11 protein-coding genes and 1 pseudogene are annotated in these 12692 nt (G+C 55.4%); 5 read left to right on the forward strand and 7 right to left on the reverse strand.

What is annotated here, in order from left to right:
• The first annotated feature begins 80 nt into the window (after positions 1-80).
• The 3 genes from rfbA (at position 81) to YUO_RS0107660 (ending at position 3341) form a co-directional block, all read left to right on the forward strand.
• Positions 81-956 (forward strand): glucose-1-phosphate thymidylyltransferase RfbA, encoded by an 876-nt coding sequence (gene rfbA / locus YUO_RS0107650; protein ID WP_028346736.1) that lies wholly within the window; start codon positions 81-83, stop codon positions 954-956.
• A gap of 26 nt (positions 957-982) precedes the next feature.
• On the forward strand, positions 983-2050 hold the full coding sequence (gene rfbB, locus YUO_RS0107655) for a dTDP-glucose 4,6-dehydratase (RefSeq protein WP_028346737.1): 1068 nt from the start codon (positions 983-985) through the stop codon (positions 2048-2050).
• A gap of 1096 nt (positions 2051-3146) precedes the next feature.
• Positions 3147-3341 (forward strand): hypothetical protein, encoded by a 195-nt coding sequence (locus YUO_RS0107660; RefSeq protein WP_028346738.1) that lies wholly within the window; start codon positions 3147-3149, stop codon positions 3339-3341.
• A gap of 948 nt (positions 3342-4289) precedes the next feature.
• On the opposite strand, the gene YUO_RS0107670 is transcribed toward YUO_RS0107660, so the two are convergent.
• The 5 genes from YUO_RS0107670 to YUO_RS0107690 form a co-directional block, all read right to left on the reverse strand.
• Positions 4290-5504: an SGNH/GDSL hydrolase family protein gene (locus YUO_RS0107670; protein ID WP_028346739.1), complete on the reverse strand. Its 1215-nt coding sequence runs from the start codon at positions 5502-5504 to the stop codon at positions 4290-4292.
• A gap of 144 nt (positions 5505-5648) precedes the next feature.
• Entirely contained in the window at positions 5649-7478 is a 1830-nt protein-coding gene (locus YUO_RS0107675) for a carbamoyltransferase family protein (protein WP_028346740.1), read from the reverse strand.
• 8 nt (positions 7479-7486) lie between these two features.
• On the reverse strand, positions 7487-7639 hold the full coding sequence (locus YUO_RS46050; protein WP_156908535.1) for a DUF5989 family protein: 153 nt from the start codon (positions 7637-7639) through the stop codon (positions 7487-7489).
• Positions 7639-8067 carry a hypothetical protein gene (locus YUO_RS0107685; protein WP_028346741.1) on the reverse strand — a complete coding sequence of 143 codons (429 nt, stop codon included), beginning with the start codon at positions 8065-8067 and terminating at the stop codon, positions 7639-7641. Before YUO_RS0107685 ends, YUO_RS46050 begins: the two co-directional genes overlap by 1 nt.
• Before the next feature lie 41 nt (positions 8068-8108).
• Positions 8109-8378, reverse strand: coding sequence for a hypothetical protein (locus YUO_RS0107690; protein ID WP_028346742.1), 270 nt, complete (start codon positions 8376-8378; stop codon positions 8109-8111).
• Positions 8379-9546: 1168 nt separating this feature from the next.
• Between YUO_RS0107690 and YUO_RS46055 the strand changes: the two genes are divergently transcribed.
• Positions 9547-9750, forward strand: coding sequence for a hypothetical protein (locus tag YUO_RS46055; RefSeq protein WP_156908536.1), 204 nt, complete (start codon positions 9547-9549; stop codon positions 9748-9750).
• Between the two features lie 162 nt (positions 9751-9912).
• On the opposite strand, the gene YUO_RS0107710 is transcribed toward YUO_RS46055, so the two are convergent.
• A complete protein-coding gene (locus tag YUO_RS0107710) occupies positions 9913-10221 on the reverse strand; it encodes an H-NS histone family protein (RefSeq protein ID WP_051379364.1) in 309 nt (102 codons plus the stop codon).
• Positions 10222-11721: 1500 nt separating this feature from the next.
• Here YUO_RS0107710 and YUO_RS46060 point away from each other — a divergent pair.
• On the forward strand, positions 11722-11907 hold the full coding sequence (locus YUO_RS46060) for a hypothetical protein (protein WP_156908537.1): 186 nt from the start codon (positions 11722-11724) through the stop codon (positions 11905-11907).
• 401 nt (positions 11908-12308) lie between these two features.
• On the opposite strand, the pseudogene YUO_RS48635 reads toward YUO_RS46060, so the two are convergent.
• Positions 12309-12464 (reverse strand): annotated as a pseudogene (locus YUO_RS48635) (CbbQ/NirQ/NorQ domain-containing protein); the annotation flags it as partial.
• Positions 12465-12692: the final 228 nt, after the last annotated feature.

Below are 12692 nucleotides of genomic sequence, written 5' to 3' on the forward strand. Positions count from 1 at the left end.
ATCTAACAAGCACCATTTAATATGCTATATTAAATGCGTCATATTTAATATGATTCAGTTAATTGAATGTGAGAGGGCCTATGAAGGGCATTATTCTCGCCGGAGGCACGGGTTCACGCCTCTATCCGGTGACGACAGTTGTTTCGAAACAACTGCTTCCGGTCTTCGACAAGCCGATGATCTACTATCCTCTCTCGACCCTCATGCTGGGCGGAATCCAGGACATCCTGATCATCTCTACCCCCCAGGACAAGCCGCTATTCGAGCGCCTTTTGGGTGACGGCTCACAGATCGGGGTGCGTTTTTCCTACCTTACACAGGCGTCTCCGCGAGGGATAGCGGATGCCTTTATCGTCGGTCGCGATTTCGTCGGCAATGATCCGGTTGCGCTGGTGCTTGGCGACAACATCTTCTATGGCAACGGCCTGGCTGAGCTGCTCTTGAATGCGACTGCCCGTAGGAAGGGCGCGACCGTCTTCGGTTATGTCGTCAAGACACCCGAGCAATATGGCGTCATTGAACTCGATGGCAGCGGCCGCGCGCTCTCTATCGAGGAAAAGCCGAAGCAGCCAAAGTCAAACTTGGCCGTCACAGGACTATATTTTTACGACAATGACGTTCTGAAGATTGCTGCCGAGCTCGAGCCATCGGCGCGCGGCGAGCTCGAGATCACCGACGTCAACAAGACTTATATGGAACGCGGCGATCTCTATGTGCAGGCGCTAGGTCGTGGCTTTGCGTGGCTCGACACCGGGACGCATTCCTCTCTCGTAGAGGCCAGCAACTTCGTCCAGGTCCTCGAGCAACGCCAGGGCCTGCGCATTGCATGCCCGGAAGAAATCGCGCTGCGGCAGGGCTACATCTCGCTCGAAGCTTTTGAGGCTTTGGCCGAGAGGACCGCCAAAAGCAGCTATGGCGAATATCTGAAATCTGTAGCCGCTTCCTTCAAACGGTAGATGCGGGACATAGGGGCAAACTGATCATGCGGTTTGGAGGCTGGACAATCTTCGTTACGGGAGGCGCAGGGTTCATCGGATCCGCAGTCGTACGGCATCTGCTGCAAGGCACCCACGCAAAGGTCGTTAATATTGATAAGCTGACTTACGCGGCGAACCTTGAATCGCTACCCGGCACGGCCGGAAACATGAATTACTTCTTTGAGAAACAGTGCATTTGCGATGGGCTTGGCCTCCGTCGCCTGTTCGAGAAGTATCAGCCAGATGCAGTGATGAATCTCGCCGCCGAGAGTCATGTTGACCGATCGATCGATGGGCCTGCCGAATTCATTCAGACCAACGTAGTCGGTACTTTCACAATCTTGCAGGAAGCTTTGCGCCACTGGCGCTCGCTCTCGGGCGAGAAGCGCAAACGATTCCGCTTTTTGCACATTTCTACGGATGAGGTGTTCGGCTCACTTGGGAACGAGGGGTTCTTCATGGAGACAACGGCCTACGCGCCGAACTCTCCTTACTCCGCCAGCAAGGCATCCTCCGACCATCTGGTACGCGCGTGGCATCACACGTACGAACTTCCGACGCTGGTCACAAACTGCTCGAACAACTATGGACCCTACCATTTCCCGGAAAAACTAATCCCGCACATGATCATCAGGGGGTTGGCGGGCGAGTCCCTGCCCGTATACGGCGACGGAAAGAACATCCGCGATTGGCTCTATGTCGAGGATCACGCCAAGGCGTTAAGTCTGGTCCTAGAGCGGGGAAGTATAGGCGAGACCTACAACGTCGGTGGCCGTAACGAGCGCACCAATCTGTACGTGGTCGAACGAATCTGCGACCTGCTCGACGAGATCAGCCCGAACCCGAGCGGCTCCCACCGAAGTCTTATAAATTTTGTTCCCGACCGTCCTGGGCACGATCACCGTTATGCAATTGATGCCTCCAAGCTCGAGCGAGAGCTGGGATGGCGTGCGGAAGAGGATTTCGAAACTGGAATCTACAAGACAGTGCGCTGGTACGTCGATCACCAACCATGGTGGCGAGCGATTGCGAACCGGGGATACACGGCGAAGCGGATCGGATTGAATAGGTGAGCAGAGTACACCAGCGGGCGACAACATCCGCTCGCACTAGAACGTAAGATGCCTCGGTCATCCAACTAACGACGACGCAAGTGGCTCGAGAGGAGAGTAAAGTCGTCTGAGTTGGCAGGGCTCGACGCTAACAAATCCGCCTCCCCCTTGGAATGCCACCAGTTTTCGGTCCAATTCGACTAGACATAGAACCCGCCCTCGAACCACGTTAGATTTGATGCATTAGACATTCTTTCAGCGCGCGTTCGGCAGTGGCCCTTTCAACTTTTGGGGAGGTCGCTTTTGTGATCAGAGAGCCTGCATCGGCTCGTTGACTCTCCTGATCGCAGGGCCGGAAGGAGATCTTATCGGGCCTCAATGGAGGCTCCACAATGCCGGTGGTCGAAGTAGACGGACCCCACGCTGCTGGCTCGCGTTAGTGTCTTGCGTACGCTGAGCCGCCGGCATGCGCGAAAGATGGATAAACGCGAAGAAAGCTGAAGAGGGATCAATGACAGGAATCCGGCTAACTTTGCTCGTTGTCGCGAGCTCTTTTTTCACCCTCGCCGCTCAGGCCAGATGCGTTTGCCAATGTGTTGAGGGTCGCTTGCTACCGCGATGCACAACCAGCACCGATATTCCGCCCGCCTGCCCCTTGTCGGTCTGTGAAATGACGCCGCCATCCATTTCGCCGCCGATGCAGGTGCCACCCGTTGGCCGCTCCCAATGCTCGCAGCGTCAGGTCTTGAATCCCGCAACCAGACAATACGAATCGCGTGTTGTTTGCAACTGAAGCGATTTTGCGAGCGTTCTCGAAAAGAGGTCTGCTTCAGCCCAGAATGAACATTACGAAAGCGATGGCGAACGAAAGCTGCGCAAATGATCCAGATCCCCACTCGCCGCTGTTCCCGATTTAACTCTTACCGCCCATATCAAGCTTAACGAGCGAATTCTGTTGCTCTCGATCTTCGTGCGGATAGCGTACACGACGCCGGACAACTGCCCCGTCCGGCTCAATGTGACGAAGCCGTCGGGCGGCTTACAGTCAGTTTCGTCCGCCGCTCGGTGACTTCGTTAGCGTATGGGGCCGCTAACGAAACTGCGCGGAGACGGCTCCATGTTCACCGCAATTGACCCTCCTGAAGCGCAAAGCTTAAAGCCAGCAGGCGCGGAATTCTGGCATCTTTGGACCGTGATCTTTCCCAGGCGATCCATCACCGGCCGTCTCGTACGCGGACGCGTGTGGCGCCGACATGACGGCCGCCATTGGCAATACAAGAAATTCATCGAGTACGATGAGGATGGAGAATGATGCCGAGTCCTCGCAGCGATCGACGAGCAGTTTGCAGGGCAGGTGTCGGGAGAGGCGCGCTGCTGTTCTTCAAAGGGGCAGCCCGGCGCACGCGGCTGCAAGGTCATTGACATCTCGGACTGTGGCGCAAAACTTCGGACACACAATCTATCGGTACTGCCGAGCACCTTCGAGCTGACCTTCGACAATTTTGAGACTATCCGAAGGTGCCGCCTGGTTTGGCGGGATGGCGAATTGCTCGGCATCGCTTTCGAAAATTAGAGGCTATGCCTCATCGCATCCAATGAGCTGCGCGTCTGACTAGGAGGACTGGGGACTGCGAGACTTCGTCGGCCGACACCACCAGCTCAGCGGCTTGGCGCTTATAGCCATCCGTGAATGATCGACCTCGATGTTCTTCGATGCAACACCTCCGGGCTCTCTGAGTCTACTACAGGTGTCCACTCCTTCGGAGAAGATTCATCGGTGCTAGACTAACGTCGGCGGCTCGAAGGTCTTGTTTTGCGGGAGTTCTTTCTTGTGCTTTCGACTATGGGGGCCGCGAACATCGGATACCGGTATCCAGCCGCGCTATGTCGATCCTCAAGCAATTGGCGAAGCTGAAAGCCCGGGATTTCGACGGTTCACGGCTTCCGGTCGAGCTTCCGGCATTGGGCGAGAGCGTGTCCAACTTCCTCGCGAAGTAACTGAGACGGTACTGGCTCACACGTTATCGGCGACAAGGCGGAACAAGCGTACAGGCCTAGCGACGCATTTGATAAGCACCGCGAGCTTATGGAAGCTTGGCGGCGTACTGCGAGCCAAAAGTGTCTAGCAACGTCTTTCATATTGGTAAGCGAAAGACCCTTTAGAACGTCTACTGAATCGGGCCTGCCGGCTACTTCCGAAACGGTTTGGCCGTGCGTGGCACCAACGTAACGGCACAACGCCCTTGCCGGCCCGGGCCGCTCAATGAATTCTCTTCTTGAGGTCTGCTGCAAGAATTGAAGCGAAGATGTAGAGTGAGGCTGGGCTAAAATGCATACTGTCGTATGCTTCAGGCTGACTGAAATCCATTCTCCTTCCCGGGAACTCCTGCTTCACCTGATTGATTGCCGCTTCGGTTAGAGGCTCTGGAAACAGAACATTCATCTCGATAATTGGAATGCCCATAATCCGAGGCGAAGCCTTAATCCGGTCGATCGAGTCCAAGACATATTTGCTGATGAAGGAGTCCGCCTCCACGCTCGTTTTAAAAACCTTCTGTGTAACCAAAATGAAGGTAATGCCCCTGGCCTCTGCGTAGGCTTTCATCGTCAAGATATTATCAATTACCGCGTCAACTGTACCTTCGTAGCTATTCTTGTCGATCCAAATCCCCAACTCATCAGGAGTTGGCTTTACAAAAACGATTTCATTTATGGAAGCAGCGGATAAAAACGCCTCCATCCGCTTATTGAAGAGAAGAGCTTGTACAAGACGAACCGTAAACGGCCAAATAAATATGTCCCGAGAATCGGGCTGTTTGATATTTGGAGCCTTGAATTCCCGGCGAACTGCAGTTCGAAAATGAGTATAGTCGCGCTTGAATTTTGGCCAGCGAGCCGCATGCCAAATGTCGTTCACCGGTAGATATGCCACAATCATATCCGCGTTGTAGGCAGACCCACTTGTAACTAGGTCAGCTACGTTTTCTTGTGAGGTATATCCTCCGGTTGCAGCGCTGATCGCATGAATATCTCGACTAAGTGTGCGACTAAGAAGCTCTGCCGTCAGAAACGGCCAGGGCTGAAAAGTTGTCGAACCGCCCAAGAAGAGAATACGATATTCGCCTTGCCCCTTCTTTCTACGCGATATGTCGCGGTCAATGGGCAACACGCCGTGCCCAAATTCGTTAAAGGAAATCCCTTGATCAAATAAGGCGTAGTCATAAGAATTACCCGCCAATACATATGGTGGCATTCCTTTGCCCCAATAGCCATCCGCCGGCCAATACACATAGCTCTTGTAAGGATGGGCGAGTTGACCGCCACTCGCGGCTCCGGGTGGCAGTCCCATGTTCGGCTGAAGTGGCGTTACCGAAAACGTCAACGTGAGAAACGATAATGCTTCTAATAGACACACCAGCATTATTCCGACGATCATCGAAAATACGAGTTCTTTTCTCCCGTATCTATCCTTCATCGTTTCGATTCCTAAGTTTATTGCAGAGGGAGAAGAACTGGGATCAAGCCTTCTCCACGTAAGCCGTAGTTTTTGGCGAAGAACTCACGGCGGCGTACTGCCCCCGGAGACGGTGGTAGCAGGCACGCCACTCCGGGCGCGCCGCTAGTCCAGCTCAAACGCAGAGCTGTATTCCTGCTTTAGCGCCGCGTCCTGCTCGGATTTCCAGAGCACGCAGTTGCCAACGACCAGCAGATCGAGCTCGTTGCCCATGAAGCAGCGGAATGCATCTTCCGGCGTGCACACGATCGGCTCGCCGCGAACGTTGAAGGAGGTATTCACCAGGACCGGGCAGCCGGTCAGTTCCTTGAACCGACTGAGCAGTTGGTGGAACCGCGGGTTGGTCTCGCGGTGGACGGTCTGGATGCGCGCGGAATAGTCGACATGCGTCACGGCCGGGATTTCCGAACGCGCAACATTGAGCTTGTCGATTCCGAACAAGGCCTGTTCGTCGGGACTCATCTGGCGATGCTTGTCCTGTCGGACGTCGCCAACGATCAGCATGTACGGGCTGTCGGAACCAAGATCGAACCAGTCCGAGATGTCTTCGCGCAACACCGCCGGCGCGAACGGTCGAAAACTCTCGCGGAATTTGACCTTGAGGTTGAGGTTCTTTTGCATGCCGGGCGAACGTGGATCGCCCAGGATTGAACGTGCCCCGAGCGAACGCGGGCCGAATTCCATGCGGCCCTGAAACCAGCCGACGGCCTTCTCATTGGCCAGCGCCTGCGCCGTGGCGTCTATCATCGCGGCCTCACCAAGTACGGCGAATCTTGCCCCCACTGCAGCCAGTCTCCGCTCGATCTCGGCTTGAGCGAAGCCGGGCCCCAAATACGAGCCGGACATTCCGTCGGCGCCATTAGGTTTTCGCGGCTGGCCTTTGAAAATGTGATAAGCCGCAAGGGAAGCTCCCACAGCGCCGCCGGCGTCGCCCGCCGCCGGTTGAATCCAGATGTTGTCAAAGCTGCCGTCACGCAACACTTTGCCGTTGGCGACGCAGTTGAGCGCCACCCCGCCCGCGAGGCACAGGTTTCGCGAACCGGTTTGCCTGGCGAGACTGCGCGTCAGCCGCAGCACGGCCTCGTCCAGCACCGACTGGATCGAGGCCGCGACATCCATATGAAACTGCGTCAGCAACTGATCCGGGCTTCGCACCGGCTGGCCGAACAATTCGGCAAAACGATCGTTGGTCATGGTAAAGCCGGTGCAGTAGTCAAAATAAGACATGTCGAGCCGGAACGAGCCGTCCGACTTCAGATCGATCAAATGATCGAGAATGAGTTTGGCGTATTTCGGTTCACCGTAAGGCGCGAGCCCCATCACCTTGTATTCGCCGGAGTTGACCTTGAAGCCGGTGTAATAGGTAGCCGCCGAATAGAGTAAGCCAAGCGAATGCGGAAAATGGATCTCCTGGAAGATTTCCAGGCGATTGCCGTCACCCATCGCCGCCGAGGTCGTCGCCCACTCGCCGACGCCGTCCATAGTCAGCACCGCCGCGCTCTCGAACGGCGAGGGGTAGAAGGCGGACGCGGCGTGGCTCAAATGATGCTCGCAAAACAACAGCCGGCTGGAGTCGAAATCCTCCGCAAAGCTTTTCAGCTCATCGCGCAACAGGCTCTTCTGGAACAGCTTTTCGCGCAACCATAACGGGATCGACATCTTGAACGAGCCGAAGCCGCGCGGCGCCAGCGCGATATAGGTTTCCAATAGCCGCTCGAATTTGAGAAACGGCTTGTCATAGAACACCACATGATCGAGGCCATCGGCGGTGATGCCCGCTTCTGCAAGGCAATAGGTGATGGCGTTGTGCGGAAACGCGGAGTCATGCTTTTTTCGGGTAAAACGCTCCTCCTGCGCCGCGGCGGTGATTCGGCCGTCCTCGATCAGCGCCGCCGCGCTGTCATGATAGAACGCAGAAATGCCGAGAATGCGCATTGCGTCGTCTAGAACAACGTGTAGATGAACGGCGCGATCGCGGAGCCCTTTGTCAGCACGACGAGCCCGCCGAACACCACCATCATGATCAGGATTGGCAACAGCCAGAATTTCTTGCGAACGCGCATGAAGCGCCACAATTCGGCGAGAAAATCCAACATCAGAACTGATCTTTCATGGTTTCGGGCGCCGGTCCGGGGGGATGACGCACGATCCAGTAGCTATCCGCAGCGGGCTCACGTTTCAGCCGCAGCAAATCACGACCCCGCATCCGCATCACGAAACCCGTGGGGAAAATCGTCCCGTAAAAGAGAAGGCCCATAACGATCGGATTAACGATTCGGTGCAGCAGCAGTCCGAATTTCATCCACAGACGATTGAGCAAATGAAGAGACGATGGTCTCAGGACTGCCGTCGTAAGAAACAGGCCTGCCGCCGCTGACGTCCACGGCCACCAGCGACCGAGGTGCCAGTAGTTCAACAGGCTGAAAAGCGCGAGCGCCCCGGACATGACAAGGCCAAATGCGCGGTCGGAACCGGGCGCCAACGCCTCGTCCCGGATGAAACTTTCGTGGGATGACTGCTGCATTGCAATGGTGAAAATGCTTTGTCGATATCGAGCGTTTTAAATTAGATCCGCATGAAGGGTCGGTATCCTTTATCCCGTCGCAGGAGCATCCGCAACAGCATCGGCGCGACCTTCTTCGAATCAGCCGCACAAGCTGACATGGGTCCGCGATAACGCGAATCGGCTATGGTTACAACGGCGCGTTCTTTTGTTTGCTTCTTCGCGAGTGTCAGATGACAAGGGAACATGTCGAACCGCGTCCGCGAGACCCCGTAATCCACAAGGTGCGCATCGGCGAGATAGCGCCCGAGGAGGCCGTAGCCGAAAGACAAGGATTTGGTCCGCTCGCAACCAAACCAAATCCTGTCGACTTTGACCCCTCTCGAATGCTCGACTGGTCTCTCCCAATGGCGTTGGATCCTGGAATGTCCCAACCGCTGACAGGAGGGAATTTAAGCGCATTAGCGGATACGAACTTAGGTCGTTGCGACAATCGACGGCAGGGCAATTAGTGCTAGTCGAGTGGCGTCTGAGCGCTACAAAAATGCTGCCGCCGACCTGCCAAATGACGATTGCGAAGGCCGAAACGGAACTGTTCGCTCTTTGGCCGCCGGGCATCTCGTCGCCATTGGAAAGATGATACAGGCAAGGTGGCGGATATTCCGCGTTCGTGTCCCTTGTGATGGTATCGCTCGGTAGAGCAAAATCGCCCGTGCGCCCAGACCCCGATCTTCACAACCGAATGGCTGAAGTTCAGAAACTCAGAGAAATGGCGCGATCAACGGAGGCGACAAAGCGCGGCCAAGAGCCGGTCCATCCAGCAGCGGGCCTGCAGTCCGTCAGCAATGAGCTGCGCGTCTGAATAAGCGACTAAGGACTGTGAGACTTCGTCGGCCCTACATCGCTCGACGGCTGGTTGAGAATCTGCAATCTACGCTCGAGCTCGGCCTTTTTGGCCTTCAGCTTCAAGCTGAGGACGTCTTGCATCTGCTCGCGGAGCCTAAACAGCTCATCGATCGTCATAGATTCCCATTCGCTGTTCATGACGCGCCCCCACAATCATGAGTCGAAACGACTATCAATTGTAATGAGGAGTTCTATGATTCGATAGAGGGCCAATGTACGGTATTCGGCAACTGCCCGGCTATTCCATTCCATCGAGCTCGCGAACATTCCATAGCGAAACTGCCAGGATGATAAGAGATGGCATCCACGCGAGCGTGGCTCCAAATGCTACGGCTTGCAAAGTGGTCATGGATCGCTCCCAATTCCCCACTCACGAACCTAACTGCCCGTATTTAAATTGCAGCTCAAATCTTGACGTGCAGATGCCGATATCAAGGCATTTATGCGGTGCAAACAGTTGGCCGCTTGGTGCGACTTTCCTCGTGACCGTGTGTGCGATGCAGCGCGAACGGAAAATCACGTTGGCGAGATGCGTCGTTCGCAAGTCGCGCAGGCGCTGCGATCTGCAGATGAGCGAACTTCCGCTGCGATCATATGCTGAACATATTGGCTGGTCACCCGCCAGCGGATGAGCCTCAAAGTTTTTTTATGCGACGCCTGACCATCCATGCGTCGCCCATGCAAGCACAACTGATCGGCGGCTCCGACAGGTTTTTGCAGCCAGCAACCGGCGGTCTGAATCCCGTGTTGTTTGTGATCTGTCGCAGCTTCAAACGCGAACTGGAGATAATCCAATGACAGTGTGGATCTACGTCGACACTCGCAAGCCACTGGCGGGGGACAAGGTATATCTCAACATGTTCGCAAACGCGGAGGTAGCGAAAGCGTGGTTCGAACGGTACAACTCAGAAGGCGTTGCGTTTGCACCAGGTTTTAGAGCTAGCCTTATCGGACGGCGGCCTATCGTCTATTGACCGCCTTCTTAATTCTGAAATCCTCGATATGCCTACCCGAGCGCAACTGCGCTACCAGCCAAAGCGGCTGCTTGCCACGTCCGGCCCAAGTTTCGGACGGCTGATCAGGATTGCGATATTTCGGGGGTACCGCGGGGTAGGCCCGGCGCCCTGATACTGGGGCTTCCAGCAGCTTCAGACGCTCTTCTAACTGCAGTTTTTCCGCCTGGATTCTTTGCTGCAACAATTGAGAGACCTCAACATGCAGGGTCCATAAGTCGTCGGTACTCATCCGATCGAGATCGATTCGTTTCATGACCAACTCCATCATCGTTTTCTCATGCACAGTCTTCCGTTATTTCTCCGTTATCTGAATAATAAACCAACGCTTGCTTTCAGATTAAAGTGAGGTAAAAAGCACAGTGAGTTTTTTGTAAAGTAAAATCGCGGCCAAAAAGGCTCACAACTGGTTCCCGTTGCGGAACTAGCCAGAATTTTGTTTAGGTATTTGTGCATTTTGTTTTTAGTTATGTAGGGGTTGAGTTATGCCAAAGCGCAACCGCGACATAGAATTACCTTGTCAAAATAATGATCTAAGGATACAATATAAAGAGCTAATTCGCTTGCGAGCGGAAGTCACCGGCTTGCTCTTTCCTTTGAAAAGATCGCCGCCTCGCAAACTTAGGATTAGGCGCAGCAATCGGTCGGCAGCACGAGCGGTACGGCCAAGCAAGCGGCCAGCGTCCTGCGCACCCATCCTGCTACTAATGCCGGGGCGTAATGCTGTATAGACCGCACTATGCCATGGTCATTCGTGAAGGCCGGCACCCGATCGGCTGCTATTGCGCCACATGCGGTCCCATAGTCCGCCTAACTAAGCCGCCTATTCGGCTTCGGGCGGACGCCTAATTCAGCCTCCGCCATTCGCGCTGCGTGCCGTTCAGGCCGGCGAGAGCTATAACCAAGGCGTTATTGTTGCCAGGCTTGCCGACCTCAGTTTCATCTCGTCTCTCGAAATCTGCTGAATTCCATTTTGTTGGTCGGCATCGGCCCGGAACGAAACGGCGTCGGCGGATCTGCCCCCTCCGCGCTACCATGCGAACACCTGGGCTTGGAGAAAATCGCCGTAGGGGCTGCATAGACCGCTTAGAGGAAGGCCTTAAAGTCCGCGGACGGAACTGATGCGCCAATATCCAAGCGTGCTTCGATCGCTCGCAGAGAACCCCATGCCTGGCGGCGACACGGCGTAGCCTGTGCGCGACAGATAGCGCTCAGCCAGATCCAAGAGCTAGGCATCAGCATGCGTCATGCGCTGCCTCCGATGCGAATAAGATCAAGATCGCGGCCGTGCCGGTGCCTTGGGGCGTTTGCGATCGCGACAGTCGTGGTCGTGTTGACGCGCTACTCGGGCCAGCCAGTTAGCCTTCGCCTGCTGTCTGGAAAAGACGGCCTCAGCAGGGCTGGGTCCTCTCTTTCGCGCCGGTCCGAGCGCGAAGCCTTGCTGGCGAGATGTGTCAAAGCGGCATCAGTATCGGGCTCAGTAGTTGTACTGTGAACACCGGCGACTGGCACGGTTTCTGCTGTTAGGTGCCGCTGGTGATTTAAGCGGTTCAGTTTAGGACGAAGATGCCGCTGGACGAGTATTTTGATACCGGCGGCTTTTTTTAAGAGAGAGCAGCGGGCGCATTCTTGTCCGGAGGCGACGAGAAACGTTCTCCGAGGTATTATCCGCCTTATGTGAACCTGAATACAGACTGTCACGACCAAGAAAGAATAGCCTGATATTGTCAGGTGTGTGCGGGCGTAGGGGTAGAACATGAAACAGCCGGTTGAAGTACGGACACATCGTCTTTTGCAAATCTCGACCGATCTTCACGACCGAATGGCTGAAGTTCAGAAACTCAGAGAAATGGTGCGATCAGCGGAGGCGGCAAAGCGCGGCCAAGAGCCGGTCCATCCAGCAGCCGCCCCGCCTCCCGTCAGCAATGAGCTGCGCGTCTGAATAAGTGACTAAGGATTGCGAAACTTCGGCGGCCCTACATCGCTCGACGGCTGATTGAGAATCTACGCTTGAGCTCGGCTCTTTTGGCCTTCAGCTTCGCGCGGAGGACGTCTTGCATCAGTTCGCGGGGCGCAAACAGTTCATCGATCGTCATAGATTCCTATTGAGACCTCCAATCACTCATGATGCGGCTCTCACGATCATGAGTAGGATCGATTCGAGATCTGATCTGGAATTTCGACGTCCATAGAGGGTGACATGCGGAATGGTAGATTACTCGCTACTCCATCTCCTCAAGCTCGGTAACGTTCCATAGCGATGCTGCCAGAATGAGTCGTCGAAGTCGTCGGCTGCCTTGCTGGCGTCCCCGTCCTCGCTGTCGTCGGACCGGCGGTCGACGTTCACCATCTCCGCCATTGCGAGTATCTTCTCCAAGCGGTCACGGCGCGGGCCACATCGAGCAGCGCGGCCTTGACGTCGGCATATTCCGTGAGTGGCTCGATCATGCCGGCAAGCACGGCATCCAGGAGCGGGATGTTGACAGAAATCAGCGTCGCGTGCCCACGTCGAAAGAAAATAGCGCGAACCGTTCCCAGCCGCGGAGCCCGCGCCGATATATCCGAAGCATCGTACCGTTCTCGCGCCATAAACGATCAGAACAGGATGCGATAAACGCATCGAACACTTGGCGGAGGATGCCTCTATGAGGACGCCCTGCTGTCTATCAGTCCATTGCTAATCGGTATCAAACGGCGCTGAGCAAGCGCCGCACGCTCCCTTCGAGG

This window comes from Bradyrhizobium murdochi (genome assembly GCF_000472965.1).
GTDB classification, from domain to species: Bacteria; Pseudomonadota; Alphaproteobacteria; order Rhizobiales; family Xanthobacteraceae; genus Bradyrhizobium; species Bradyrhizobium murdochi.

Excerpts from the sequence above, each read along its gene's own strand:
- rfbA (WP_028346736.1), top strand. The coding sequence starts at position 81 with ATGAAGGGCATTATTCTCGCCGGAGGCACGGGTTCACGCCTCTATCCG.
- rfbB (WP_028346737.1), top strand. The coding sequence starts at position 983 with ATGCGGTTTGGAGGCTGGACAATCTTCGTTACGGGAGGCGCAGGGTTC.
- YUO_RS0107660 (WP_028346738.1), top strand. The coding sequence starts at position 3,147 with ATGTTCACCGCAATTGACCCTCCTGAAGCGCAAAGCTTAAAGCCAGCA.
- YUO_RS0107670 (WP_028346739.1), bottom strand. The coding sequence starts at position 5,504 with ATGAAGGATAGATACGGGAGAAAAGAACTCGTATTTTCGATGATCGTC.
- YUO_RS0107675 (WP_028346740.1), bottom strand. The coding sequence starts at position 7,478 with ATGCGCATTCTCGGCATTTCTGCGTTCTATCATGACAGCGCGGCGGCG.
- YUO_RS46050 (WP_156908535.1), bottom strand. The coding sequence starts at position 7,639 with ATGTTGGATTTTCTCGCCGAATTGTGGCGCTTCATGCGCGTTCGCAAG.
- YUO_RS0107685 (WP_028346741.1), bottom strand. The coding sequence starts at position 8,067 with ATGCAGCAGTCATCCCACGAAAGTTTCATCCGGGACGAGGCGTTGGCG.
- YUO_RS46055 (WP_156908536.1), top strand. The coding sequence starts at position 9,547 with ATGCTGAACATATTGGCTGGTCACCCGCCAGCGGATGAGCCTCAAAGT.
- YUO_RS0107710 (WP_051379364.1), bottom strand. The coding sequence starts at position 10,221 with ATGAAACGAATCGATCTCGATCGGATGAGTACCGACGACTTATGGACC.
- YUO_RS46060 (WP_156908537.1), top strand. The coding sequence starts at position 11,722 with ATGAAACAGCCGGTTGAAGTACGGACACATCGTCTTTTGCAAATCTCG.